31 protein-coding genes are annotated in these 25,838 nt (G+C 47.1%); 18 read left to right on the top strand and 13 right to left on the bottom strand.

Going from position 1 to position 25,838, the window contains the following annotated elements; genetic code table 11:
- Both AS006_RS05395 and AS006_RS05390 read right to left on the bottom strand, forming a co-directional pair.
- On the bottom strand, window positions 1-865 hold an 865-nt coding region (locus tag AS006_RS05395; protein ID WP_255408705.1), incomplete at its 3' end, for a cache domain-containing protein.
- Between the two features lie 33 nt (window positions 866-898).
- The gene (locus AS006_RS05390) at window positions 899-1,831 is read right to left on the bottom strand and encodes an inorganic phosphate transporter (RefSeq protein WP_101513311.1); all 933 of its coding nucleotides are present in this window, start codon (window positions 1,829-1,831) and stop codon (window positions 899-901) included.
- Between the two features lie 316 nt (window positions 1,832-2,147).
- Here AS006_RS05390 and AS006_RS05385 point away from each other — a divergent pair, with 316 nt between their 5' ends.
- From AS006_RS05385 to AS006_RS05300, 18 genes are read left to right on the top strand one after another with little or no spacing between them, the layout of a single operon-like run.
- Window positions 2,148-2,915, top strand: a complete 768-nt coding sequence (locus tag AS006_RS05385) for a hypothetical protein (RefSeq protein WP_233185644.1) — start codon at window positions 2,148-2,150, stop codon at window positions 2,913-2,915.
- Entirely contained in the window at window positions 2,902-3,636 is a 735-nt protein-coding gene (locus AS006_RS05380; RefSeq protein WP_199167414.1) for a ribonuclease HII, read from the top strand. The genes AS006_RS05385 and AS006_RS05380 overlap by 14 nt, the downstream gene beginning before the upstream one ends.
- The gene (locus tag AS006_RS05375) at window positions 3,569-4,210 is read left to right on the top strand and encodes a TIGR00153 family protein (protein ID WP_101513309.1); all 642 of its coding nucleotides are present in this window, start codon (window positions 3,569-3,571) and stop codon (window positions 4,208-4,210) included. The genes AS006_RS05380 and AS006_RS05375 overlap by 68 nt, the downstream gene beginning before the upstream one ends.
- Before the next feature lies 1 nt (window position 4,211).
- Window positions 4,212-4,979, top strand: coding sequence for a nucleoside triphosphate pyrophosphohydrolase (gene mazG, locus AS006_RS05370; protein WP_101513308.1), 768 nt, complete (start codon window positions 4,212-4,214; stop codon window positions 4,977-4,979).
- Window positions 4,976-5,965 (top strand): peptidyl-prolyl cis-trans isomerase, encoded by a 990-nt coding sequence (locus AS006_RS05365; protein ID WP_101513307.1) that lies wholly within the window; start codon window positions 4,976-4,978, stop codon window positions 5,963-5,965. The genes mazG and AS006_RS05365 overlap by 4 nt, the downstream gene beginning before the upstream one ends.
- The gene (gene mtnA / locus AS006_RS05360; RefSeq protein WP_101513306.1) at window positions 5,962-6,993 is read left to right on the top strand and encodes an S-methyl-5-thioribose-1-phosphate isomerase; all 1,032 of its coding nucleotides are present in this window, start codon (window positions 5,962-5,964) and stop codon (window positions 6,991-6,993) included. Before AS006_RS05365 ends, mtnA begins: the two co-directional genes overlap by 4 nt.
- Window positions 6,994-6,995: 2 nt before the next feature.
- Window positions 6,996-7,766: a flagellar biosynthetic protein FliR gene (fliR, locus tag AS006_RS05355; protein ID WP_199167399.1), complete on the top strand. Its 771-nt coding sequence runs from the start codon at window positions 6,996-6,998 to the stop codon at window positions 7,764-7,766.
- Window positions 7,697-8,818, top strand: coding sequence for a flagellar biosynthesis protein FlhB (gene flhB, locus AS006_RS05350; protein WP_101513305.1), 1,122 nt, complete (start codon window positions 7,697-7,699; stop codon window positions 8,816-8,818). Before fliR ends, flhB begins: the two co-directional genes overlap by 70 nt.
- A complete protein-coding gene (flhA, locus tag AS006_RS05345; protein ID WP_101513304.1) occupies window positions 8,815-10,851 on the top strand; it encodes a flagellar biosynthesis protein FlhA in 2,037 nt (678 codons plus the stop codon). Before flhB ends, flhA begins: the two co-directional genes overlap by 4 nt.
- On the top strand, window positions 10,848-11,993 hold the full coding sequence (gene flhF, locus AS006_RS05340) for a flagellar biosynthesis protein FlhF (protein WP_101513303.1): 1,146 nt from the start codon (window positions 10,848-10,850) through the stop codon (window positions 11,991-11,993). Before flhA ends, flhF begins: the two co-directional genes overlap by 4 nt.
- Window positions 11,959-12,786, top strand: coding sequence for a MinD/ParA family protein (locus AS006_RS05335; protein WP_101513302.1), 828 nt, complete (start codon window positions 11,959-11,961; stop codon window positions 12,784-12,786). The genes flhF and AS006_RS05335 overlap by 35 nt, the downstream gene beginning before the upstream one ends.
- A gap of 4 nt (window positions 12,787-12,790) precedes the next feature.
- A complete protein-coding gene (locus AS006_RS05330) occupies window positions 12,791-13,480 on the top strand; it encodes a flagellar brake protein (protein WP_101513301.1) in 690 nt (229 codons plus the stop codon).
- The gene (gene cheC / locus AS006_RS05325; RefSeq protein WP_015920085.1) at window positions 13,477-14,091 is read left to right on the top strand and encodes a CheY-P phosphatase CheC; all 615 of its coding nucleotides are present in this window, start codon (window positions 13,477-13,479) and stop codon (window positions 14,089-14,091) included. Before AS006_RS05330 ends, cheC begins: the two co-directional genes overlap by 4 nt.
- Window positions 14,088-14,567, top strand: coding sequence for a chemoreceptor glutamine deamidase/glutamate methylesterase CheD (gene cheD / locus AS006_RS05320; RefSeq protein ID WP_101513300.1), 480 nt, complete (start codon window positions 14,088-14,090; stop codon window positions 14,565-14,567). Before cheC ends, cheD begins: the two co-directional genes overlap by 4 nt.
- Window positions 14,567-15,229, top strand: coding sequence for a FliA/WhiG family RNA polymerase sigma factor (locus tag AS006_RS05315; RefSeq protein WP_101513299.1), 663 nt, complete (start codon window positions 14,567-14,569; stop codon window positions 15,227-15,229). Before cheD ends, AS006_RS05315 begins: the two co-directional genes overlap by 1 nt.
- Window positions 15,213-15,521 carry a hypothetical protein gene (locus AS006_RS05310; RefSeq protein ID WP_101513298.1) on the top strand — a complete coding sequence of 103 codons (309 nt, stop codon included), beginning with the start codon at window positions 15,213-15,215 and terminating at the stop codon, window positions 15,519-15,521. The genes AS006_RS05315 and AS006_RS05310 overlap by 17 nt, the downstream gene beginning before the upstream one ends.
- On the top strand, window positions 15,518-16,000 hold the full coding sequence (locus AS006_RS05305) for a hypothetical protein (RefSeq protein ID WP_101513297.1): 483 nt from the start codon (window positions 15,518-15,520) through the stop codon (window positions 15,998-16,000). Before AS006_RS05310 ends, AS006_RS05305 begins: the two co-directional genes overlap by 4 nt.
- Entirely contained in the window at window positions 15,985-16,650 is a 666-nt protein-coding gene (locus tag AS006_RS05300; RefSeq protein WP_101513296.1) for a hypothetical protein, read from the top strand. The genes AS006_RS05305 and AS006_RS05300 overlap by 16 nt, the downstream gene beginning before the upstream one ends.
- Here the strand turns inward: AS006_RS05300 and AS006_RS05295 are convergent.
- The 11 genes from AS006_RS05295 to AS006_RS05245 form a co-directional block, all read right to left on the bottom strand.
- The gene (locus AS006_RS05295) at window positions 16,634-16,864 is read right to left on the bottom strand and encodes a hypothetical protein (protein ID WP_101513295.1); all 231 of its coding nucleotides are present in this window, start codon (window positions 16,862-16,864) and stop codon (window positions 16,634-16,636) included. The genes AS006_RS05300 and AS006_RS05295 overlap by 17 nt on opposite strands.
- Window positions 16,861-17,139: a stage V sporulation protein S gene (locus tag AS006_RS05290; protein ID WP_015920092.1), complete on the bottom strand. Its 279-nt coding sequence runs from the start codon at window positions 17,137-17,139 to the stop codon at window positions 16,861-16,863. Before AS006_RS05290 ends, AS006_RS05295 begins: the two co-directional genes overlap by 4 nt.
- 70 nt (window positions 17,140-17,209) lie before the next feature.
- Window positions 17,210-18,214 carry a galactose-1-phosphate uridylyltransferase gene (gene galT, locus AS006_RS05285; protein ID WP_101513294.1) on the bottom strand — a complete coding sequence of 335 codons (1,005 nt, stop codon included), beginning with the start codon at window positions 18,212-18,214 and terminating at the stop codon, window positions 17,210-17,212.
- A 12-nt stretch (window positions 18,215-18,226) separates the two neighbouring features.
- The gene (locus AS006_RS05280) at window positions 18,227-19,687 is read right to left on the bottom strand and encodes a glycogen synthase (RefSeq protein WP_101513293.1); all 1,461 of its coding nucleotides are present in this window, start codon (window positions 19,685-19,687) and stop codon (window positions 18,227-18,229) included.
- The gene (locus AS006_RS05275; protein WP_199167412.1) at window positions 19,684-20,307 is read right to left on the bottom strand and encodes an MBL fold metallo-hydrolase; all 624 of its coding nucleotides are present in this window, start codon (window positions 20,305-20,307) and stop codon (window positions 19,684-19,686) included. The genes AS006_RS05280 and AS006_RS05275 overlap by 4 nt, the downstream gene beginning before the upstream one ends.
- A gap of 11 nt (window positions 20,308-20,318) precedes the next feature.
- On the bottom strand, window positions 20,319-21,029 hold the full coding sequence (locus AS006_RS05270; RefSeq protein WP_101513291.1) for an undecaprenyl-diphosphate phosphatase: 711 nt from the start codon (window positions 21,027-21,029) through the stop codon (window positions 20,319-20,321).
- A gap of 2 nt (window positions 21,030-21,031) precedes the next feature.
- On the bottom strand, window positions 21,032-21,637 hold the full coding sequence (locus AS006_RS05265; RefSeq protein WP_101513290.1) for a CBS domain-containing protein: 606 nt from the start codon (window positions 21,635-21,637) through the stop codon (window positions 21,032-21,034).
- Window positions 21,638-22,669, bottom strand: coding sequence for a flavodoxin-dependent (E)-4-hydroxy-3-methylbut-2-enyl-diphosphate synthase (gene ispG, locus AS006_RS05260; RefSeq protein ID WP_101513289.1), 1,032 nt, complete (start codon window positions 22,667-22,669; stop codon window positions 21,638-21,640). It abuts the gene before it with no gap.
- Window positions 22,666-24,147: a site-2 protease family protein gene (locus AS006_RS05255; protein ID WP_101513288.1), complete on the bottom strand. Its 1,482-nt coding sequence runs from the start codon at window positions 24,145-24,147 to the stop codon at window positions 22,666-22,668. Before AS006_RS05255 ends, ispG begins: the two co-directional genes overlap by 4 nt.
- Window positions 24,123-25,250 (bottom strand): 1-deoxy-D-xylulose-5-phosphate reductoisomerase, encoded by a 1,128-nt coding sequence (dxr, locus tag AS006_RS05250; RefSeq protein ID WP_101513287.1) that lies wholly within the window; start codon window positions 25,248-25,250, stop codon window positions 24,123-24,125. Before dxr ends, AS006_RS05255 begins: the two co-directional genes overlap by 25 nt.
- The gene (locus AS006_RS05245) at window positions 25,229-25,837 is read right to left on the bottom strand and encodes a thiamine diphosphokinase (protein ID WP_101513286.1); all 609 of its coding nucleotides are present in this window, start codon (window positions 25,835-25,837) and stop codon (window positions 25,229-25,231) included. The genes dxr and AS006_RS05245 overlap by 22 nt, the downstream gene beginning before the upstream one ends.
- Between the last annotated feature and the right edge of the window lies 1 nt (window position 25,838).

Here is a 25,838-nt window from a genome sequence, read left to right as displayed (position 1 = left end):
CGTACGTCACTATCGTTCCAAAGGTCGCTTTCCTTCCTTCTGAAAGTAGTTCGCTCAGGTATCCTGTCGAGAAGATGTAAAAGTCGTATCCAGGTACTTTTGCCCAAACTGTGTATTTCTTCTCTCCGTCGTATTCGTACTCTACGTACCTTTCCCCTCCACTCTTTGCTTCATTGAACGCTTTCTCGAATTCCCCAAGTTCTTTCACGTCTTTCATGAAGTTTCCCATGTCTTTGTGAATCAGTACTTTCCCATCCCCAGATACAAGTATGCCGTAGCCGCTTTCTCCGAGCTTTCCACCGTTGACCACTGTATCCCAGAAGTCTCTTCCTTCAGAAAGGTCTATCACGTAACCAACTCCACCGAGTGTCCCCGCGCCGAAGGCACCAAGTGGAGCAAGAACAACAAGAACGGGTTTGTCCTTGAAGGTATCTGGCACAACGACGTACGGACTCTCCGAACTTTTTACAAAGCTCATGTATTTCTGATAGATGGTCGAGGAGGAATCTATCTGCTCTAGGCCATCTGCGGTGGCGATGTAGCCAGAACCAGTCATTTCTTCAAAAGTAAGACCCGCAAGAATCGTATTGGAAGCCTCTTTCACCAGTTTGACCATGTTGGAAGCCATAGAGTAAGTGTCAAGAAGCTGAGCCTCCATCGATTGCGTTAAAGCGCGTGCCCTTTCCACGTACTTGTTCATCTTTTCGGCGAAGTAATTGGAGAGAACATCGATCTGAACCTCCGCGTTCTTTTTGACCGCATCAACAACAGCCCTGGAAACACTCTGGTATATGAGGTAAAAACTAACAACAAGCCCCGCCAGAACGACCAGTATGATCACAAAAACCTTCATACGCAATGTCATAGGATCTACCTCCCGAATGTGATTTATCGCCTGTTATTTTATCAGAAATCCGGTCAGAAAAAAAGAAAAAACACCGGAGACAGCGGGAGTGAGAAACCATCCGCTCAGTATCCGGATTAAAACTTTCTTGTTTCCTAACCTCATTCCCCTCGCGTACCCTGCTCCCAGAACGGCCCCTACAATAGCCTGAGAGGAAGAAACGGGAATGCCCACTAGGCTGAAAATCCAGACAGTTACTGCTTGAGAAAGAACCGCCACAAGAGATGTAAAGTGATCTAACTCTATTAATTTCTTCCCGACAGTCATCATCACGTTTTTACTGTAGGTGAGGATGCCAAAGGCGATGCTGATACCACCAAGAAAGGCTGCCCGCTCAATGGTAAGCAGTTTCTCTACAAACACTCCTGTCACATTTGCAACGTTGTTTGCACCAAGCGAAAAAGCACCGTATGCTCCGAAGACCCATGCGAAAACCTTTATGACTCTGTCCTGCATCTGAACGCTTGGGATCTTTCGAAAGATGTACGAAAAAGCCAGATAGAAGATCAGACTTAAAACCAGTGCTCCCGTTGGCGTCAGAAACCACACGATGAATATCTTCACCAGAGCAGGAAAATCAATTCCCTGGATTCCCATCGTGGAAAGGTTTGCTCCTAATATGCCTCCAACCACTGCCTGGGATGTGGAAACCGGTATTCCAAACTTCGTCATGATCGTCACGGTTAGAGCACCGCAGAGAACAGAGATGCTGGAGGCAGCCAGGTCAGAGGTGCTGAGCGAACCTATGTTCTGAAGACCTCTTGCTCCACCCATCACCGCTCCGAGTACAACGAAAATGGATGCCACGATCGTGGCTCTTCTGTAGGGAGTGAGACCAGATCCAACAAAAGGACCGAAAACGTTCGCCGCGTCGTTCGCACCAAGGGACCATCCAAGAAAGAGCGAGGGTAAAAGATAAAACAGCATGACATCCCTCCATACATTAGCTTACGATTCTTTATTGTATCATTTTGAACCTCTCTCGCGGTACAACAGTCATACAAACAGACAAAGGAAAATTCCTGACAGAACTTCATAATATTTTAAAAATACAGTACCCGTTTAGGAAAGAAATTAGAATGTTCTCTTAACCTGTTACATTTACAATGAAGACTGGAAGATGAAAGTTGACCCCCCTATCCCCCTTGAGATACACCCCCCACGGCTTTGGCGGGCTCGAAAGAGCCCGCATTTTTTATTATGTGATAGAATTGTACACGATGGATCTCAGGAGGTGTCGACCGTGCTCGATATCGGTACCCTGATCTTTCAGATATTCTGGATGATCTTCATTTTCTCTCTCATTATTCCCTTTCTGAGGAACTCTGCTCTCGAGTCGGCAAGAGAGGCACTTATAAGGTCTCTCGAAAAGAAAAGAAACAGCCGTGTGATCACACTAATTCACAGAACAGAATCCATCAGCTTCTTTGGTTTTCCGGTGAGGCGATACATAGATATAGAAGACTCTAAAGAAGTTTTGAGAAGGGCGCTGAAGAAGCATAAAGGAAAGGTTACCGTTTTTGTTCCGCACTACGCTATGTCTGGAGGAACTCTGATAGCGCTTGCAGCGGATGAAGTTGTCATGGATGAAAACGCCGTCCTTGGACCTCTTGATCCCCAGATTGGAAACATGCCAGCACCTTCCATTCTCGCCGCCGTCGAGAAGAAAGATGTGAACGAAGTTGATGATCAGACGCTGATTCTGGCCGATATAGCCGAGAAAGCGATAAGACAGATAAAGGAATTGGTCACAGAAATCCTGAAAGATAAGATGCCAGAGGAAAAAGCAAAGGAAATAGCAGAAAAGCTCTGTGAAGGAAACTGGACACACGATTATCCTTTGACCGTTGAAAAATTGAGGGAACTTGGTTTGCAGGTGAGAACCGATATGCCACAGAAAGTGTACGATCTGATGGATCTTTACAAACAATCCGAGCCGAAAAGACCCTCTGTCAGTTACGTTCCGGCTCCTTATTACAGGGGAAGGGAAACACGTGGTGAAGATAGATGATTTTTACAGAAGAGAGTTCGGTGTGGTCGCGGGGATAGACGAAGCCGGCAGAGGATGTCTGGCGGGCCCAGTTGTGGCTGCTGCCGTCATTCTGGAGTACGATATAGAGGAAGTGTGCGATTCCAAACTCCTCACATCGAAAATGAGGGAAAGGCTGTTCGATGAGATAATGGAAAAGGCAGCCGTTGGGATCGGTATGGCCACACCGGAGGAGATAGACCTTCAGAACATATTCAACGCCACAAAGATGGCTATGAACCGAGCGTTGGAGAATCTTCCTGTGAAACCCTCTTTCGTGATCATAGACGGAAAAGGATTGGATCTGGGTGTTCCTGGTGCTTGTCTAGTCGGCGGTGACAGAAAGAGCAAACTCATAGGAGCGGCATCCATCATCGCCAAGGTGGTCAGAGATAGATTGATGGAGAAGTTGCACGATCTGTATCCTGAGTTTTCTTTCCACAAACACAAGGGTTATGCCACGAAGGATCATCTGAACGAAATCCGTCTTCACGGAGTTCTTCCCGTCCACAGAATGAGTTTCAGACCGGTTCTGGAGAATCTTTCCAGAGAAAGGCTTGAGGATTTTCTTGAAAAGAAACTCATCTCAAGGGAACGTTTTGACAGGATACTGGGTCTTCTGGAGGCGAGAGAAGGTGTGGCTTTCGGGAAAGAAAGAGTCGGACATAATCTCACTCTTTTTCAAACACGTGGACAAGGTTGAGGAAACACTGGTTTGCGTGTTCGATCTGCTGAAAAATTTCCTGGAGGGATCGGATGAGATTGACGTTCTCTATCAGCGTGCCCAAAGGCTGGAGAGTGAAGCGGACAGACTCAGAAGAAAGACCGAACTGGAGATGTACAGTGGTGCCTTCCTGCCGAATTTCCGTGGAGACCTCCTTGGTTTGATAGAATCTCTGGACAAGGTTGCAAACAAAGCTGAATACGTGGCAGATATTCTTGCTCTTCAAAAGCCTGAGATTCCTTCAGAGATAAAGGATCTCGTCCTGAAGCAGATGGATTACTCTCTGAAGGCTTTTAGATCGTTGAAGATGGCACTGAAATATCTCTTCGAAGAGATGGACAAGGTAGGAGATTACGTTCTGGAGGTTGAAAGGTACGAGCACGAGGAAGATCTGATGGAAAGGGACGCACTGAGAAAGCTCTTTGAAATGGAGATTGACAGATGTACAAAACTTGAAGCGAAAGAACTCATCAGAAGCATAGGAGATATTGCAGACAGAACGGAGGATGTCTCTGACAGGGTAGAAATCGTGCTTTTGAAGAGGAGGTTCTAAAATGGGAAAAACGGGAGAACTCTTCGAAGAACTCGTGTCCATCATGGAGAAGCTTCGCTCCCCGGAGGGTTGCGAGTGGGACAGAAAACAAACCCACGAGAGTCTGAAACCCTATCTCATCGAAGAGTGTTACGAACTGATCGAAGCGATCGATAAAAAAGATGACGAAACGATGAAAGAAGAACTCGGAGACGTTTTGCTCCAGGTGGTGTTCCACTCTCAGATAGCAAAAGAGAGAAATGCCTTCTCCATAGACGATGTGGTTGAACACCTGAAATCCAAGCTCATCAGACGCCATCCCCACGTCTTTGGAGACAGTCCCGCCTATTCCTACAAACAATGGGAGGATATAAAGGCCCAGGAGAAAGGAAAGAAGAAATCATCGAGGGTTGGAGAGATAAACCCCCTTGTTCCTGCCCTCTCCATGGCAAGAAGAATTCAGGAAAACGCTGCACAGGTGGGATTCGACTGGGACGACATCGAGGGAGTGTACGAGAAGATAGAAGAAGAACTTGAAGAACTCAGAAAGGCAAAAAATACGGATGAAGCAGAAGAAGAACTCGGCGATCTTTTGTTCTCCATAGTCAATCTGTCCAGGTTTCTCGGGGTCGATCCCGAATCTGCCCTCAGAAAGGCCACAAGAAAGTTCGTGGAGAGGTTCAGGAGGATGGAGGAGATGATAGAAAGGGATGGACTGATGCTGGAGGAACTGTCCTTGAGGGAACTGGATGAATACTGGAACAAGGCGAAAGGAGGAGATGAGGAATGAAAAAGGTTTTCCTCGTAATTCTTCTGGTAACAACGGCTACCTTCTTCTCACAGGCAACGACCACATCGAGCACGGTGGTTGCTGTCGTCAACAACCAGCCGATCACTTCGGATCTTCTCGAACTCGAAGCGGATATAAATGGCATCCTCAAGAGTATCGCACAAATCGATATGAGGTTCTTCAACGTTCTCACAGGGACCGAAGAGGGATTGAAACTCCTTTTGAAATACAAAATAGAGGTTTTGAATTCGCTGATAGATGATCTTCTCATACAACAACTGGCAGGAAAAGAAGGAGTCGGTGTAACAGATGAAGAGGTGAGTGCAGAGGTCGAAAAAAGGTTGAAAGAAACGGTGGAGTCGATGGGGATAACCCTTGAAGATCTGGATAAATTCCTTCAGAGCGCAGGTTACGGTGATCTTGAAACGTTCAAAAAGCGCCTCAAGTGGCACCTGAAAACCCAGCTTTCGCTTCAGAGGCTTCAGGAAAAGATCACCCAAGATGCAACGGTGACGGTTGAGGAAGCCCAGGATTATTACAACCAGAACAAAGAAGCGTACAGAGTACCGGCTGCCGTTCATCTCTATAAGATCTCCGCCGAAGAAAAAGGGAAAATCGATGAAGCCCTCTCAAGGATCAGAAAGGGAGAAGATTTCCTTGAGGTCGCAACAAAGGTGGCAACAGGAGGAGACCTGGGCTGGATCGAAGAGGGAGAACTTGAAAAGGATTTGGAAAGTGTCATCTTTGAGGCGCCAGAAGGTGCTATACTTGGCCCGTTCGAATCGAAAGACGGTTTTGTGCTCTACAAAGTTGTAGAAAAGAGGGCTTCCTCTTACAAAAAGTTCGAAGAGGTGAAAGAGGAAATCATCAACAAACTGCTCTTGGATAAGAAGACACAGATCTGGAACGACTGGTTCAACAAAACGTTTGAGGAGTTCAAGAAGAACAGTCATATAGAAATAAAACTTGGAGGGAGCGAAGAATGAAATTGAAGACAAAAACGATGGAATGGACAGGAAACTCATTGAGACTGCTGGACCAGAGAAAACTTCCCTTCGTCGAGGAGTACGTGGAATGCAAAACACACGAAGAGGTCGCACACGCGATAAAGGAGATGATCGTCAGAGGAGCACCCGCCATAGGTGTCACAGCTGCTTTCGGATACGTTCTGGGGTTCAGAGAGTATCGTTCAGGGGATCTGAAGGAATGGATGAAACGGGTGAAGGAAGTTTTATCTCGAACCAGACCCACGGCCGTGAACTTGTTCTGGGCCCTGAACAGGATGGAGAAAGTTCTCCTTGAAAATCTTCAAAATGAAAATCTTGGGGAAATCCTCGAAGAAGAGGCTTTGAAAATGGCGTACGAAGATATAGAAACGAACAGAGCAATCGGCAGAAACGGAGCAAAACTCATAGAAGATGGTTCGACCGTTCTCACCCATTGTAACGCGGGAGCCCTCGCAACAGTGGACTATGGCACGGCTCTTGGGGTGATAAGGGCCGCAGTGGAAGCCGGAAAGCGCGTGAGGGTGTTTGCCGACGAAACACGTCCGTATCTTCAGGGAGCAAGGCTGACCGCCTGGGAGCTCATGAAAGACGGTATAGAGGTCTACGTAATAACAGACAACATGGCAGGATGGCTCATGAAAAGAGGAATGATTGATGCTGTTGTGGTGGGAGCTGATAGAATCGCCCTGAACGGAGACACCGCAAACAAGATAGGAACTTACTCTCTCGCTGTTTTGGCGAAAAGGAACAACGTTCCCTTCTATGTGGCTGCACCGATATCGACGATAGACCCTACGATAAAGAGCGGTGATGAAATACCAATAGAGGAAAGAAGGGCAGAGGAGGTAACCCACTGCGGTGGAAACAGAGTCGCCCCTGAAGGTGTGAAGGTTCTGAACCCGGCTTTCGATGTCACAGAGAATTCCTTGATAACGGCAATAATAACGGAAAAAGGGGTTATCAGACCCCCATTTGAGGAGAACATAAAGAAGATCCTCGGGGTGTAATCTTGGATCAGGTATTCGCCTTTTTGGAGGAAAAGTTCCTTGCGTGGATGTGTTTGTTCACAAGATTTACAGGCTTTTTTGTGATATCTCCTTTTTTCTCCGAAAGGACCTTTCCAGTCGTCGTAAAGGTCTTTCTTGCGCTTTTTACGAGCTGGTTGACCCTCTATTCATCGGACCTGAGTTTGCCACTCGATACACCCGTTCTAACGATAACATTGAATCTGTTGTTCAACTTCCTAGTGGGTTTTGGGTTAGGATTCATCGTGTATCTTTTCCTTCAAGCGTTCAACGGAGCAGGCTACATATTTGGCTTTCAGATGGGATTTGGTATGGAAGAGGTTCTCGCGTTCGGAGAAGAACAAACAAATCCCACAGGAGAATTGATATATTTTTTAGGTCTTACCGTTTTTGTGCTCATAAAAGGACCCCTTCTGATTTTTGAAGGTTTGAAGGACTCTTTGAAAGTCTTTCCTGTGGATATTGTGAGTCTAAGGAAAGATTTCTTCTCCTATATTGTGGAAAAGTCGAACGAATTCTTCGTGATGATATTAAAAATCGGAATTCCCATCATCGCATTCATGCTCATCGTTAGCATCGTACTGGGAATCATTTCTAGGCTCATCCCGCAGATGAACGTCTTCATGGTTGGACTACCTCTGAAAGTGATAATAGGTTTTGTTCTTATAGCGGGGATGTTACCGATATGGGCAGATATGGCTCAGAGTATTTCGAATCTTGCCTGGAACGCTATTCAAGAGCTTCTTGGGAAATAGTTCCTCTGCTGTTCGCTGAAGCCGAACGAACAGAACGCGCTACTCCAAGAAAAAGAAGAAGAGTGAGAGAGGAAGGCCGGGTTCCCGTCTCGAGGGAACTCAACATGGCGATCACCTTCCTCATATTTGCTGTCGGCTTGAAGATATTTGGCCCGCAGGGAATCATGAATATTGCACAGGATGTCAATGCCTTTTTCTCCTTTGAAAAAACAGAAAACCTTCTGGATGCTATCGGATATTTTAAAGATGTTCTTTTGATGATTGGAGCCCTTATGCTTTTCACCATGGCCACCGGAGTTCTGGTTGGGGCAATTCAGACTAGGTTTCTTCTTGCATTCAAAACCCTCAGACCCGATCTGAACAGGATAAATCCGGTGGAAGGATTCAAAAGATTGTTCTCGCTGAGATCCATCATCGAGCTTTTGAAGGCCGTTATGAAGGTGGTGGTCGTCGGTGCTGTCGTTTATCAAGTACTGAAGAATCGCTGGTACGAGATGGTCCTTTTGAGCGACATGGAACTGGAGGACGCCTTTCTGAACCTCTGGGATGTGGCATCTGAAGTCTCTCTGAAGAGTGGTATAGCCCTTCTCGCGTTGGCCATTTTCGATTACGCTTATCAAAGATGGGACTACGAAAAAAGCATTCGAATGACGAAGCAGGAAGTGAAAGACGAGTTCAAGGAAGTAGAGGGAAATCCCGAGGTGAAGCGAAGGCAAAGACAAATGATGTATGATATCTTACGGAGGAAGATGATGGAGGAGGTTCCCAAAGCTGACGTTGTGATAACCAATCCAACACATTTTGCTGTCGCTCTGAAGTACGATCCCGACACGATGAACGCACCGATTGTGGTGGCAAAGGGTGTGGACCATTTGGCCCTGAAGATCATCGAGATTGCAAAGGAAAACGGAGTTGCAATCGTAAGAAATCCTTCTCTTGCCCGAACACTGTATTACAGGGTGGAAATAGGTGAAGAAATACCGGTGGAATTCTACAGGATAGTGGCAGAAATACTCGTTTACGTTTACACGAGGAAAGGGGTGAGAATTTGAAAAACGTCGATATCGTGGTTTCTCTGATGATAGTGGCCATCGTGCTTTTGATGGTACTTCCAATTCCAGATAGAATGCTGGATTTCTTTCAGATTCTCAATATAACCCTTTCGATGATAATCCTTTTTTCCACGATGTACATAAGAAGCGCACTGGAACTTTCTTCTTTCCCGACATTGCTTCTTGTAGTGACACTCTTCAGATTGGGCCTCAACGTGGCTTCAACGAGGCTCATCCTTCTGGAAGGCCCCCAGTTTCAGGGAAGAGTCATAAGGACCTTCGGGGATTTCGTGGTCAGAGGAGATTACGTTGTGGGATTGATAGTGTTTTTGATACTGGTCATCATCCAGTTTGTGGTCATCACAAGGGGTGCCGAGAGGATAGCAGAAGTGGCGGCGAGGTTCACCCTCGATGCCATGCCAGGAAAGCAAATGAGCGTGGACGCTGATCTGAACAGTGGCCTGATCACGGAAGAGGAGGCGAGGAAAAGAAGAGAGGAGATAAGAAGAGAAGCGGATTTCTACGGTGCTATGGATGGTGCCAGTAAGTTCGTGAGAGGGGATGCCATAGCGAGTATCATAATCGTTTTCATCAACATAGTTGGTGGGCTTCTCATCGGTGTTTTGAGGCACGGTATGAGTCTTGGGGAAGCGGCACAGGAATACGTGATCCTCACAGTGGGAGACGGACTCTCTGCCCAGATACCCGCTTTGCTGGTTTCAACAGCAACCGGTATCATAGTGTCCAGGGCGGCATCGAAGGAGAACCTCGGGAAAGATCTGGTGTCGGAGCTTTCCCGCGAAACGAAGGTCATCATTCTCACGGGCGGTGTTTTGATCTTTCTGGGACTTTTCACTCCCATTCCGTTTTTCAGTGCCCTTCTGGGAGGGGCTTTGATCCTGCTAGCAGTCTATGCCTCAAGGGCCGTTCCTCAGGAGGAACTCGCAGGGCCATCACCCGCGGAAAGACCGAGTGGTCCTGTACTGTCAACCCCCGAAGAGGTGGCTGAGGTGATACAGAGCGACACCGTTGAGGTAGAGATCGGATACGGTCTGATTCCCCTCGCCGATCCATCCCAGGGTGGTGACCTCCTCGACAGGATCACATCCATAAGAAAACAGCTTGCCTTCGAATTAGGTCTTGTGGTATCTCCCATCCGGGTGAGAGACAGTGTCCTTCTGAAACCAAACGAATACTCCATAAAGATAAGAGGAAGTGAAGTTGCCCGTTATGAGCTGATACCAAACAGGCTCCTCGCTATAAATCCTGGGATCGCTGAGGAGAAAATACCCGGCATACCAACCAGGGAACCCGCCTTCAACCTTGAGGCGTACTGGATAGAAGAGTGGAGAAAAGAAGAAGCCCAGCAGAAGGGTTACACCGTGGTGGATCCTCCCACCGTCTTCGCCACACACCTCTCTGAAGTACTGAGAAGACACGCCGATGAACTGCTTGGGGTCAAAGAGTTCGAACTCCTTGTTGAAGGTCTGAAAGAGAAGTTCCCGAAACTGGTTGAAGATCTCATACCGGACGTTATGAAACCAGCCGAGGTGAAAAAAGTCCTGCAGAGACTCCTGAAAGAAGGTGTTTCCATTCGGAACCTTCCGACCATTTTCGAAACGCTTCTGGAAAGCGCAGAAAAGAGCAAAGACATAGATTTCCTGGTGGAAAGTGTGAGAAAGGCCCTGAAAAGGCAAATCGCCTCTCAGGTGCGCTCCGATGACGGTAAAATACACGCGGTAGTCTTCGAAAGGGAACTGGAACAGAAACTCACCGAATCGATAAGGGATGTGGGGGAAGAAAGGGAACTTCTTCTGAATCCAGAGGTGTCACGAGAACTCATGAACAGGATATCTGCCGCCCTGAGTGATCTGATGAAAAAAGGATATCAACCGGTTGTGGTCTGTTCTTCCAGCATCAGACCGTACCTTTCCAGGTACATAGCAAGGAGTGTTCCTGGTGTTTTCGTGATCTCCTACGATGAAATACCAGACGATTACACCCTCCAGATTGAAGGTGTGGTGAAACTGTGAAAATAAAGAAATACCTTGCTGAGAGTATCAGAGAAGCGATGATGATGATAAAAAGGGAACTTGGAGAGAACGCCGTTATCTTGAGTTCTCGTAGGATAAAAAAAGGTGGATTCTTCGGAATAGGAGGAAAGACGTACTTCGAGATAACCGCCGCCGTGGAAGAAAAAGAAGAGGAAAAGAAGGTAGAAAACGCTTCCACTTACAGACTACAGGAGATCCTGATAAAGAACAGGCGAAGTTTGGACGATAATATTAAGGACGAGTTCGACGAGATAAAGAGGACCATAAGCGAAATCAAACAGATCCTTGTGAAAGAGAAGAGCCAGACCCTTCCAGAAGGGCTGTCGAAGATCTCCTACGGTATGGAAAAACAGGAGATAATACCGGAAATCAGACACAAAATAGTGGAGTTTTTGAAGATGAAATACGGTGATCTGGATCCCGACTCGAAGGAAACCTTCAAAGTTCTCTCTGAGCAGTTTTCCAACATCATAAGAACGAGAATACCGGAATTTGAGAATGTAAGGGTTCTCTTCGTTGGAACAACTGGGGTTGGAAAGACAACGACACTTGCAAAGCTCGCCGCAAGGTTCAAGATAGAAGAGAAAAAGCGTGTGGCGATACTCACACTGGATACCTACAGAATAGCCGCAGCCGAGCAGCTGAAGACGTACGCGGAGATAATGGATATTCCAATGAGGATAGCGTACACACCGAAGGAAGCAGAATACGAAATGATGGCACTGAAAGATTACGACGTTCTTCTCGTCGACACCGCTGGAAGGAGTCATCAGAACGATCTTCAAATGAGCGAAGTCAAAGCCCTGGCAGAGGCTGTGAAGCCGAACATCACGTTTCTGGTCGTCGCCATGAACTACAAACTGGACGACATGAAGAAAATTCTGGAGAGATTCTCTGTGGTGAGACCCACGCATCTGATTCTCACGAAGATGGACGAAACGTCCGTTTATGGCACTTTTGTGAACATCTCAGAAATCACAGACATTCCAATCGCCTTTGTAACAAACGGTCAGAGAGTGCCGGACGATATCTTCGAAGCAAATTCCGTGGAACTTGCAAGGATCGTGACCAGTGAGGTGTTAAGCTGTGCCGGATCAGGCGGAACATCTCAGAAAGAGTGAACCGAAGATAGTGAGTGTTCTCAGCGGAAAAGGTGGTGTGGGGAAATCCGTAATAGCGGTCAACCTCGCTCTGGCTCTGAAAGAAACAGGAGCAAATGTGCTTTTGTTGGACGCAGATGTGGGGTTTGGAAGTGTCGAGATCCTTCTTGGTTTCATGGCGCCCAAGACACTGAAAGATTTTTTCAAATCCGATATGAAGATCGAGGATATCGTTTTCAGCACAAAATACGGTGTGGATGTTCTCAGTTTTGGAATTGATATGGAGGATCTTCTCCTTTTCAATCTGAGCGATCGAAGGCGTTTCTTCGATTGCTTTTCCAGACTTCTCAAAAAATACGATTATCTGATAGTAGATTTTCCCCCGGGGTACAACGAAAACCTGGACAGTTTCTACCTTCAGTCTGACTTCCTCATCCTCGTGACAACGCCGGAGCCGACTTCCATCATAAACACCTACACACTGATGAAAATTCTGTCCGTCAAGGGAGTCTCTCCAGAAGAAGTTTTCCTCGTCATGAACATGGCAAAGAACATGAGAGAGGGAAGAATCGCTGTGGACAGACTGAAGAGGGTGATCGAGAGATTCGTTGGTTTCACGATAAAACATTCCTTTGTGGTGAAAGAAGATCCCGTGGTTCACAAGAGTGTGGTTTCACAGGAGCCGTTCGTTCAGCATCACCGAAGATCTCAACCGTCTTTTGCGATATATGGTCTCAGAGAAAAGATCCTGAGAGAGCCCATTCGAAAAGAGAACTTCTTGACCAAAATAAGACAGATGCTTGGGATAGGGTGATACGATGCAGTATTACACAGAACTTGTGAAAGCTTCCGATGTGATAAGACCCGGGCAGAGCGTCATTGTGGAAGTTTCCTCTCCGGAGGATCTTGAAGGTGAGTACAAAAGCAGCGTTCACGACGTTGATTTCGAAAGAAATCTTCTGGTACTCTCCATGCCGAGTTTCAAGGGAAGACTGGTTCCTCTTCCGCGAGGGACGCGATGTACGGTGAAGATCGTGGACAGTTCTGCGATATATACGTTCAGAACGGCTGTATTGGAAAGTGGAAGGGACGAAGATGGTTTTCCCATCACCAAGGTGTTGTTTCCAAACAGGTTGAGAAAGGTACAGAGAAGAAGATTCAAAAGGATAAAGATCTTTCTGGAAGGATTCTACAGGGTCTCCTCCAAGGATGAACCACCGAAGAGGTTTGTGACAAGAGATTTCAGCGCAGGTGGTATGCTGATGGTGGTGAACGACATCTTAACGGTTGGACAGATCATATACGTTACGATGGATCTGGATGAAAACTTGAAACTGGTGGATCAGCCTGCCCGGATCGTAAGAGAAGCAGGAATTCTTGAAGCGGGTGAGAGAATGTACGGAGTGGAATTTTTGAACGTCTCTCCATTCCTGGAAAAGAAACTGGTGACTTTCGTTTTCAGAAAGGAGATTGAAATGAGAAACAAGGAAAGGGGAGATATCGAGTGAACATCTCCGAAAGACAAAAGGATCTTCTGAAAGAAATCGGAAACATAGGAGCAGGAAACGCTGCAACGGCGATATCTTACATGGTGAACAAGAAGGTGGAGATTTCTGTTCCAACGGTGGAGATAATTCCTCTCAGTGACGTGATCTTCGTGGCAAAAGATCCAGAAGAGATCGTTGTGGGTGTGAAAATGCCCGTGACAGGAGAGATAGAAGGTAATGTCCTTCTCATAATGGGAACGCAGGTGGTGAAAAAGATCCTGGAGATACTCATAGGACACGCACCTGAAAATTTACTACAGCTTGATGAGTTTGCTGCTTCGGCGCTTCAGGAAGTAGGAAACATCATGTGTGGTACCTACGTTTCGGCTCTTGCAGACTTTTTAGGATTCAAGATAGACACGCTTCCACCTCAGCTTGTGGTGGACATGATTTCTGCGATATTCGCAGAGGTTTCGATCGAGGAGCTGGGAGAGAGTGTCGATGATCAGGTGGTGTTCGTCGAAACGTCTCTTACCGTGGAGGAAGAAGAACCGCTGACCTCATATCTGATGCTGGTGCCGAAGCCAGGGTACCTGAAAAAGATCTTCGAAAGGATGGGTGTTCAGGAATGAAAAAGGTAATAGGTATTGGAGAATACGCCGTTATGAAAAACCCAGCGGTGATCGTGACCTTGGGACTGGGATCGTGTGTTGCCGTGTGTGTGAGAGATCCCGTTGCAGCCGTTGGTGGTATGGCCCATGTAATGCTTCCAGACAGCGGTGGAAAGACTGACAAACCCGGAAAGTACGCAGACACGGCAATTGAAACGCTGGTGAAAGAACTCGAGGCACTTGGAGCAAAGAAAGGAAGAATGGAGGCAAAAATCGCCGGTGGAGCCAGTATGTTCGAATCCAAAGGAATGAACATAGGGCAGCGAAACGTAGAAGCGGTGAAAAGACACCTGAAAGAACACGGAATAAAACTTGTGGCAGAAGACACCGGTGGTAACAGGGCAAGAAGCGTTGAGTACAACATCGCCACCGGAAAACTTCTTGTGAGGAAGGTGGGTGGTGGTGGTGGTGAACGATTAGAAATAAAGGAAATCTAGTGTGGGACAAAGAAAGGGCAATAAGGAGTTTGCTTCCTGTTATAAAACGAATAGCCGAAGATCTGGTGCAGACCCTTCCACCGAACGTGGAGGTGGAAGACCTCATCCAGGAAGGAATCCTCGCGGCACTCTCTGCTTTTGAAAGGTACGATCCATCCAAAGCGAGCTTTACAACATTCGTGATAAAAAGAGTAAAGGGGGCAATGTACGACTACCTGAGAAGGATAGACTGGATGCCAAGGAATCTGAGAAAAAATGTGAAGCTTGTGGAAAAAGCAATTCACGAGAGTGAAGAGTTCCCCTCAGACGAGGAACTGGCTAGGAAAACCGGATTGGAACTGAAAGAAGTGATTCGCGCCAAAAACGAGATGATGAGAAGACAGATTCTCATGATAGACGCCTTCGATGAAGAACTGGCTTTGAAAGCAGAAGGACCAGATGAGACAGCGTACCGGGAGATCTTAAAAGAGGAAATAAAAAAGGCAATTGAGAAGTTGTCGGAGAAAGAAAAACTCGTTCTTTCACTGAGGTTCGAAAAAGAGCTTTCCTTGAAAGAAATAGCACGTGTTCTGGGTGTCTCCGAGTCCAGGGTTTCTCAGATTGTGAGCCTTGCCCTCCTGAAAATAAAAAGGGAAGTGATGAGCGATGATCAGGCCAGTTGACTTCCAGGGTTTTGTTGTCAAAGGTGTAGAGTCCACCCAGAGCATCTCTCAGACTTTGAATCAACAGACACTGACACAGCAAATAGCTGGACAGCATCTGGTGCAGCAGTTCAACAGAGAACAAAACATGGTGAAAAGAAGTGTCTTCACAGAGGGGGTTGAGGTGAAAACTTCGACGGAGGGAAAAGGAAGGAATGAAAGTCGTTCCCTCTACAATCTCAGGACTCAGAGAAAAAAACAGGCCAGTCTGAGGGAAGAAAACAAGGGACTGTTCATGGATGTGAGAACATGACGACCGCTTATCTGGATTCAAAAAAACTGGGTGGAAAATTCGTGGGAGGGCTTCTCGTTGTCGATGAACGAGGCATTCCACAGGAGTTCAAGTACACCGAACCTGTGGTCCCAAGCGAACTCCAAAGAATACTGTACGGTGGCTCTCTGGAGGTCTATCTGAAGACAGAACTCATAGCCAGAACATTGCTGAAGAAGATGGAAAAAAATCCGGATTTCATATTCGTTCGCGATCCCGAACTTCTGGAGGCGGATGAGAGACTGGTGCTCCTTGTTGAGAGAAACGAGAGAGTGGAAGAGCCAGTTCGAATTTCTGAAGAGGAAGCGATTCTTCCATTCAAAGGAACGGCACTCAAAGTCATAGGGAAACTCTCGGACGATCGTCTGGAAAAACTGCTGAACCTTCTGGAAACTTTCGATGTTCTTGAACCATTTCAGAGACTGGACAGGGCGCTGGAGTACGTATGTTCAGGCGAGTGATCTATTTCTTCAAAAGATGGCTGGAGGGGATCATCCTAGAACTGAAAGGCCCAAAGGTGAGCTGTGTAGAGGTGGATCTTCTTCCTCCTTCTGTGATCGAAGAAACCTTTCGGAGTCAAGTAGAAGTTCTTTCGCTGAAAAGAGAGCCACAGGTTCACGAGGAAAAGATTGAAAGCAAGATGATACGGGTCGAAAGCTGTTTCCCAACTGCTGAGATCTCTCTTCGATCTGGAAACTTGGAAATTTCAACTATTGGTACACAACTTTTCGATGAAATGTTGATGAACACAGAAGTTCGCTCGGAAAACCTTTCCTTCCCTGTCAAAGTCCATTCGGTTGCTTCAACCACACCGACTGTTTTTTCAAAATCAGACCTGCCTGTCTTGAAGAGGATGAGGATAAAAAGAGAAACGCACGTTGACAGGAAAAAAATAGAAGGAGCACTGAAAGTGCTCCTGATGGAGTTGAAAGGAAAGCAATTCAAACGCATCGGTTTTGTTGGATACTACAGAAACGTTCCGTCCGGGAAGTTGTTCGTTGTGAACAGAGAACTTTTTGTCGACGTAGAAGAAGGTCCTTTGAAAGATCTCATGGTGTTCGAAGTTGAAACAGAAAGACCGAAGCGCTACATATTCATTTCTGTTCAATAGCTTCAGAAAGTTCCTCGATGTTTTCCAGAACCACTTTGAAGAACTTGAAGGCTTCGACATCAACTTCCGAGTTTTTGTTCATGAAGTAGTAAGTGACCTTTTTCCTGAAGTTTTCCCTCTCTTCAGCAGACATTTTGATGATTTGAAGAACAATGGCTTTGATCCTTGGATCGTCCTTCATGACATCCAGAATTTGCTGGACCTCGGGCTTCATCCCTCATTCTTGCTGTTCTCCAAAAAGACCTTGAAAGATATACCCGTTCTCACATCGTCCCCTATCTTGATTTCGATAAACCCCGGCACGACGAAGAGGTCCTTACCGGACTCCTCCAGGAACCTTCTGGCAACTGCCAGTGCCTTCACTGCCTGGTTCACAGCCCCCGCACCAATCGCCTGAATCTCAACCCTGTCGCTCTTGGAAAGAGAACCAGCGATCGCACCAGCCACCTTGTTCGGATTCGAGTTTGAACTGACTTTCAAAACTTCCATTCTACCATTCCTCCTTACTCACGGGTTCTCTAACTTGCATTTTATCACAAAGGTTCCGAACATTTCAAACTTACTCTATCGTTACTTCTCTTAGATATTTTGCGGCATCTTCCGGTGGAACGGTGTTTATGTAGAAACCCGTTCCCCACTCGAAGCCTGCCACTTTCGTCAGCCTTGGAAATATCTCGATGTGCCAGTGGTAGTAGTCCTTTCCTTCCAAGTTCGTTGGAGCCGTGTGTATGAGGAGATTGTACGGAGGATTGTCTAAAGCCGAGTAGATTCGATACAGGACGTTCTTCAGGATCTTTGAAAGAGAGGTTACTTCCTCTTCCGATATCATGTGGAAACTGTTCATGTGTCGTTTGGGAAGGATCCACGTTTCAAACGGGAATCTCGAGGCGAACGGTTCTATGGCTATGAAATGGTCATTCTCTTCGACGATCCTTTCTCTTTCCTTCTTCTCTTCATCAATGATGTCACAGAAGGGACATCTTTCTTTGTATTCGAAGTACTCTTTGGATCCTTCGAGTTCTTCCTGAACCCTCTTCGGCATGATGGGGAGGGCGATTATCTGACTGTGAGGATGGCTGAGAGAGGCTCCGGCATCTTTTCCGTGGTTTTTGAAGATCAGAATGTATCTTATCCTTTCATCCTTCATGAGTTGTTCGTATCTTATCTTGTAGGCCCAGATCACTTCCTCCACGTTCTTGTACTCCATAACTGCCAGGTGAGAGTTGTGATCGGGTGTTTCCACAACAACGTCGTGGTATCCAAAACCCATAGCGGCGTCGTACATGCCCCTTCCATACTTTCTCAGGGTAGTGTTTGGGTCCACTGCCGGAAACTTGTTAGGAACGACCCGAACCCACCATCCAGGCGTGTTCGGTTCTGTGTCGGCTGGTCTGAAGGCGAAGATCTCGGGAGGCGTGGTGTGTTCGTTTCCATAGTCAAACGGGCAGAATCCTTCCTGAACCTCTTCAACCTTTGTTCTCACAAAATCGTTGGGTCTTTTTGCCCTCTCGGAGGCTATTATGACCCATCTCTTTATTATGGGATCCTTTCTGAACTCAGCCATCTCTTTTCCCCCTCACTTTCCAACTTTGGAAAGGGCTTTTTTGTAGAGCTCCACGTATTCCTTTGCTGATCTGTCCCATGAAAGATCTGTGTTCATAGCGTTCGTCATGATCCTCTTCCATTGTTCTTTCTCTCTGTAGTAAAAATGCAGCGCTCGAGAGATGGCTTTCAAAAAGTATGAAGAATCAAAGGGTTTGAAACCAAATCCGGTTCCTTCCATAGTTTGAGGATCGTATTCTTTCACTGTGTCTGCAAGCCCACCGGTGTATCTCACAACGGGAACTGTTCCGTACCTCATGCTGAACATTTGACCAAGACCGCACGGTTCGTACTTGCTGGGCATGAGAAATATATCGGAGCCGGCGTATATCTTCTGCGCCAGATCCACATCGAACTTTATGTTCACCGAAACTTTATCTGGATACTTTTCCTGAAACCTTCTCAGAGCGTTTTCGTAATATTCATCACCCGTTCCCAGGACAACGATCTGAAGATCAAAGAGCGTGAGATAGTCCATGATGTCGATCAGAAGATCGAGCCCTTTCTGTGGAACGAGCCTGCTGATGAGACCCGCCACGGCAGTCTCTTTTTTCACAGGAAGCTTCAGTTCTTCCTGGAGTTTCACCTTGTTTTCCCATTTGAGTTCTAGATGGTTCACATCGTAGTTGACGTAGATTCGCCTGTCCGTCGCAGGATTGTAGAGTTCGTAATCTATCCCGTTCAGGATTCCATATAGATCTTTTGATCGCATCCTCAGAACTCCATCCAGTTTTTCACCGTACTCTTCCGTTTGAATCTCTTCAGCGTAGGTTGGGCTCACCGTGTTTATCACATCGCTGAATACAATCCCACCCTTCAGGAAGTTCAGCTGACCGTAAAACTCAAGACCATCGATAGAAAATACGTAATCTGGAAGACCGGAGAAAGAAAGGTACCTTGGATCGAACACACCTTGATAACCAAGGTTGTGTATGGTGAAAACGGTAGCGGTTTTGGAGAAGTACGGATCGTCCCTGTAGAGGGTCTTCAGGTAAACGGGGATGAGCGCCGTCTGCCAGTCGTTCACGTGGATGGCATCGGGCTTGAGATCGAGGTGTTTCACCAGATCCAGCGTGGCGGCAGAGAAGAATATCGACTGCTCTCCAAGATCAGGACCAGCGTAAACATCGTCGGCCGAAAAATAGTACTCGTTCGCTACGAAATAAGTCTTCACGTTGCTTCCTGGAAGTGTGGATTCGTATATATCGAATTTTTCGCTTGTCTTCACATAAGAGACGGAAATATCACTGGCCACCTTTTTGAGATCGTAGTCGAATTTTTCCGCGTTCTTTTCAACCAACTTGTGCTTTGGCATCACTATAAAAACCTCTACTCCCTGCTTTTCCAGGTACTTTGGGAGCGTTCCGGCAACGTCTGCCAGACCTCCCACCTTTGCGAACGGAAACACCTCGTATGAAACAAAAACCACTCTCATCTCTTCACCTCCAGTTTCAGTGGTGCATCGTGTGGAAACACCAGAAGATCAACGTCTCCCACCTCGGAGAGGAACTTCTTTGTATGACCTTCTTCGTACCCCTTGATTATATCATAGTACTTAAGCCTGTTAGGTATCACATCTCCCGTCACAAGCACCCTCCCCATGTTTTCCGTGTGGACAAGGAAAGAGAGATGCTCTCTGGCATGCCAAGGGGTATGAAAAACCTTCATCTTTCCGTCCATGAGAACCTCGCTCCCTTTCAGCGGAACGATCCTCCTCCAGGAGGCTATCACCTGAGAGTAAAGTCTCCCAAGGAGAGGGCCAAAGGATCGATAATTTTTTGTTGCATAACTTTCGTGTACATAGAAGGTCGCGTTCTCGAAAAAGATGGAGTTGAAGATGTGATCCAGATGCAAATGAGTGAAAAAAACGTCTGTGATATCCTCGGGTGAAACACCGATTTCTGAAAACCTCTTTTCTAGTTCATCTATCGAAGGAAGGTTTCCCGGATCTATCAGGATCTTTCTGCTATCGTGTTCCAGGTAGACTACTGTGGAGAAATGAGCGTTCAGTCTCTCTGGAACAAAGACGTTGCCACCTGTAAGAAGGATCTCCATCTTCACTCGTATCACCCCACAAAATAACTCACGATCGCCACGAAGAGACAGTAGTAAGCGAACTGCCACATCTTACCGGATCTGACACTTCTTGAGAGTATGTAGAGTGCCAAAATTCCAGATAAGAAAGCAAAAAAAGGTGCCGTCAGTGAGATGTTTCCCTTCTCCATTCCCAGGATACCCGCCCCCAGGACAACCGGTATGGACATCAAAAAAGAGTACTGGAGGGCATCCTCTTTTCTGTACTTCAAAAAAAGGAGCGTCGCTATGGTGATTCCACTCCTTGAGACACCGGGGAAAAGAGCCAGTACCTGTGCCAGACCCACCACCGCGGCATCCAGCGCGGTCATCTCTTCCATCTTCTTCTCACCGAAGAACGATCTGGTGAACAAAAGTACGAGCGCTGTGAAAGAAAAGAAGAGTGGAAGAACAGCAGAGGAAGAAAATGCTTCGTCAACACGACTTTCGAAAAGAACACCGAAGACACCGGCCGGTATCGTGGAGATCACAAGGTTGAGAATCATCCTCCAGCTTCTCAAACTCCTTCTTATACCTTCAAGAGCAAAAACAACAACGGCAGCGAGCGTTCCAAGATGTAGTATCGCTGTTTGATAGGCGTTGAGATCCATCTTAAAAACGTAGGAGATGAGAGCCAAATGGCCCGAACTCGAAACTGGTAAAAATTCGGTCAGTCCCTGAACGATTCCAAGGAGCGCTTCCATTCTCAGAATCCCTCTTCTTTCTCCATGCTTTCCGCTTCTATTCCGACCATTCCCAGAAGATCATGAAGCAGTTTTTCATCCTCCGTGTCTACTTTCACAACGACCTCTCTTTTTCCGTCGAGTTCTCTGGCTGTGAGAATCGACAGGATGTTTATTTTACCGCTTGAGAGTGCGTCTACGAGTTTCTTCAACTCACCGGGTCTGTCCTCCAGAGTCACAGAAAAGCGGATTCCGGGCACATCCATGGCAAGTGCTTCCACCAGTGCTTCGAGAAAATCGTGAAGACTCACCGCTCCCACAACCTTGAGATCCTCATCGACCACAGGAAGATATGGCTCCTGATGCTCCAGGAACAGAAGAAGTGCGTGGGTGATGCTATCGTCCTCGTGGATGAAGAACTCTGGAAGAGAGATCCTATCAGAAACGGGAGAGTCCATTTCCAGATCTATCAAATCTTCTCTGTTCACAACTCCCTTGAGATGCCCTTCATTGTCTTTGACCACACACTCATTCGTCTGGTACTGTCTCATCCTGTGAAGACACTCACTGACGGTTGCCGTTTCTTCCACGACGGGAAAGTCGCGTGTTATCCATTTTTTAATGTTCATTCAATCCACCTCCTTCAAAAGTTCATTTATGTAAAACCTCAGGCGATCGATAACCCTTTCCTTCGGAACTTTTTCCCTTATCTCACCTTTCACGAATATCACCACACCATCCTTCAAACCTGCTACACCTAGATCGGCATCCCTTCCCTCACCGATACCGTTCACAACACATCCCATGACTGCCACCTTTAGGCTCCTGTTGATGTGAAAAAGACTACTTTCAACCTTCTGCGCCAGTTCTTCAACGTTTATCTCGGCCCTTCCACAGGTGGGACACGCTATCACTTCCAGGCCCTCTCTCAGTCCAAGGGATATCAGGATTTTCTTTCCCGCGATCACCTCTCGAACGGGATCTCCGGCTATCGATACCCTTATCGTATCCCCAATCCCCTTCAGCAGAAGATGACCAATGGCAATCGAAGACTTCACAATGGCGGTTTCCGCAATCCCCGCTTCCGTCACACCGAGGTGTATGGGATAATCCACTCTTTCAGCGATATACTCGTTCGCTCTTATCGTCTCAAGAACGTTCGAACTCTTCACGGACACAACGATATCGTAGAAGCCTTCCCTTTCGAGGGTCCTCACTTCTTCGAGTGCAGACTCTGCCAGATCCTTCCATCTCTCTGATGTCCTGTGCTTCAGGGACCCAACGTTTGCTCCAACGCGGATGGGTACACCGTATTCCTTTGCTACACTGACCACATCCCTCAAACGTTCTTTGCTCATGTTTCCCGGATTTATTCTTATTTTGTCCGCACCGCTTTTCACAGAAAGAATCGCAAGCCTGTAGTCAAACTGTATATCCGCCACCACAGGAATGGAAATTCTTTCTTTTATTCTCCTGATCGCCTTTGCATCCTCTTCATCCTGGACGGCCACGCGCACGATTTCGCATCCTGTTTCTTCGAGTCGTTTTATCTGAAGCACGGTGCTTTCCACATCCGATGTCTTTGTTGTGGTCATTGACTGCACGCTCACCGGTGCTCCTCCACCTATCGTCACCTTTCCAACCCTAACAGACCTTCTCATATTCCCATCAACCTTCCTATGTCGAGGAACGTGATGTAAAGGAAAAGAACCATGAGGAGTATGAAGCCAATAAAGTGAATGATGTTCTCAATCTGTGGGTCCAGTCTCTTTCTGGTCACCATCTCTACGAGTGAGAAAACGATCCTGCCACCGTCAAGTGCGGGAAGCGGAAGAAGATTCAGAACTCCCAGGCTGATCGTTATGATGGCCACGACGGTGAGTATGGCCTCCATACCGCTCTTTGATGCCTGTCCGATCACTCCCGCAAGTCCCACCACACCGACTATCTGACCTGTCTGAACGTTTCGGAAGAAGTTCTTCAAAGAAGAGGCCGTTGCCCAGAGTACGTAGTTACACGCCTTCACCGAAAGACTCACAGTTTCCACAAGATTTCCAGGTCTGTAGCGTGGCACTTCATTTTCCAGAACACCCGGGGTTTCCAGAACCGTCTTCAAAGAACTGGTGTCGATCTGCACTTTGATCAACTTTCCTGCCCTTTCCACCGTCACATCTACCGTGCCTGAAAGCCCTCTCCACCACTCAACATTTTCTCCCTGAACATTCAGCATCAAAACCCTATCACCAAGGTTCAACCTCTGATAGAGTACTATCAAATCCTGCCAGCTGTTTATCTTCTGACCTTCGACCTCAACGATCCTGTCTCCCCACTGGAAAACGGAGAAATCTTCCCTGAAGACGGGAGCAAGACCCGCGAAGGAGATACCGATCATGTGTCGCTTCGGGATCTCGTTGAACTGTTTCAGGATGCCTTTGACCGTGCCACCTTCGAACCCCAAAGTGACGTACTCGTTCACGTAGTCCTTCAGGATGGAGATGTCCGGGTTTCCGTTGACTGAAACGAGTTTTCCCTCTGGCCTTCCCTCGGCACTTTCCAGAACGATTTCGTAGGTTTCGGGGTACATCCTGGGTGCGATTCGAATCGGCATTTTCTTTTCGCCTCTAACGACCACCAGTTCCACGGGAAGCCCTTTCTGGATCTCCTTGGATATGATGGCAGTATCGAAGGCGATCTTTCCGTTCACAGAGTATATGATATCTCCTCTCATGAGCCCTGCCTCTTCTGCAGGGCTGCTTGGAAGGACCTCTCCCACACCCGGTAGGGCAATTCCCCAATGGAGCGTTATGGGAAGAAAAAGAACATATCCCGCAACGACGGAAAAAAGAGGACCTGCCAGGGTTATCAGAAGTCTCTGCCATGCTGGTTTGGCGTAGAAACTCTTTTCTCTCTCATCTACCACTTCTTCTCCTTCTTCGCCCAGCATTCTGACGTATCCACCTATCGGGAAGACGTTGAACCTGAAGGTGGTTTCCTTTCCTTTCACAGAGAAAACCGCGGGGCCAAATCCCAGAGCAAACTCCAGGACCTTCACTTTGAAAAGTCTCGCAAAAAGGTAGTGTCCAAGTTCGTGAACCATGATCACACCGGTGAGTATCAGGATGAAGTAGACGACAACCATTCTGTCACCCTTTCTGCGGTTTTTCGTGCTTCAGCATGGATCTGTTCCACTTCTTCCAGGTTCTCCGGTTCCGGATACCCATCGATCCTCTCAAGAGTTCTTTCTATGATCCTGTGTATTCCTCCAAACTTTATTTTACCCTTCAAGAATGCGTCAACCGCTACTTCATCCGCCGCGTTGAAGGCTGTTCTGAGGGCGTAGGAGTTTTTTATCTGATTCAGCAAAAAGAAAGTCGGGTATCTTTTCGGGTCTACCGGCTCGAAGGAGAGTTTCATCGTCTCGAGGGAAAAAGATCCGAGGGCAGCACGTTCTGGATAGAGAAGAGAGTAACTTATGGGAATTCTCATGTCCGGCGGTGAAATCACCATCTTCACATTCCCATCGGGCAGTATAACGACTCCATGAACCAGCCCCTCTCTGTGTATTTTCACGTCTATCTTCTCAAAGGGCAAATCGAAGAGTTCCATCGCTTCCAGAACTTCAAAAGCCTTGTTCACCATCGTGGCGGAATCCACCGTGATGCGTGTTCCCATGCTCCAGACGGGATGTTTCAGCACGTCGGCCGGCGTTGCAGTCTCTATTTTTTCCGGATCCCAATCCCTGAGGGCGCCACCCGATGCTGTCAGAACGATTTTCTGAACGCCCGGCTCGATCACCTGAAATATCGCACTGTGTTCGCTATCCACAGGGATCAGTTCGACACTTTTTTCCTCCAATTTCTTTTTCACAAGGAATCCTCCACAGACGAGAGATTCCTTGTTTGCAAGACAGACCCTTCTGGAGTGCTCCAGAGCAGCCAGAACGGCTCTCAAGCCACTGAACCCAGACACCGCCACCATCGTGATATCTGGCTTCAGCGCTTCCATCATATCCTCCAGTGAGTGAGGTCCCTTCCAGACCTTCGCGTTGCACTCAAAAGAAACATCACCGGTGACGGCAACGTTTTCCACCTGAAATTCTTTCACAATTTTTTTCGCCAGTTCCACGTTCGTGTGAAAGGAGATCCCCACTAGTCGGATACCCTCTATCTTTCTCAAAACGTCGAGCGTCTGTGTTCCTATAGAGCCCGTTGCTCCCAGTATCACAAGGGTTCTTTCTTCCATCTGAAGAAGATCACACCTCCTGTCTTGACTTCTATCTCAACCTCACTGGACACTGCTTCGTTGCTCACACCGTATGGCTTTACAACAGGCATCTTTGCATCTTTCAGGGTGTACTTAAATCCCCTGAGACTCACCCCTTCCGCATCAGAACCAAGAGGAAGTATGGACCATTTTTCTCCTGGTCTGGCAGAAAGAATCTTTTTCCCCTCGACGTATCCAATCACCAGACTTTCTGACACAAGAATAGTGTTTTTGAAGCGTTTCAGCAAATAGAAGAGGGCAAGAATCATGTCCAGGCGGTCACCCTGCCATCCGAAGACAATCTTTTCTTCACTTTCAAACTGTTGAAGTGCAAGTTCCAGGTCTATTTCGTCCTTTTCTTCTGGAAACAGTTTCATCATCACACCGTGTCTTTTCAGCCAACTCATCGTTTCTTCTGATACCGAATCGGCATCTCCAACGAAGATGTCGGGAACGATGTTTTTCGATTTCAAAAAGTTTGCCCCACCATCTACGGCTACAATCCTGTCACATTTTGAGAGATCGAGCTCTTCATCGTAGCGACCGTTTGCAAATATACACACCATT

The organism is Thermotoga sp. SG1, assembly GCF_002865985.1.
In the GTDB taxonomy this organism is placed as follows: domain Bacteria; phylum Thermotogota; class Thermotogae; order Thermotogales; family Thermotogaceae; genus Thermotoga.
Note: the sequence above shows the minus strand (reverse complement) of the source record. Positions and strands in the feature narration are given on the sequence as shown.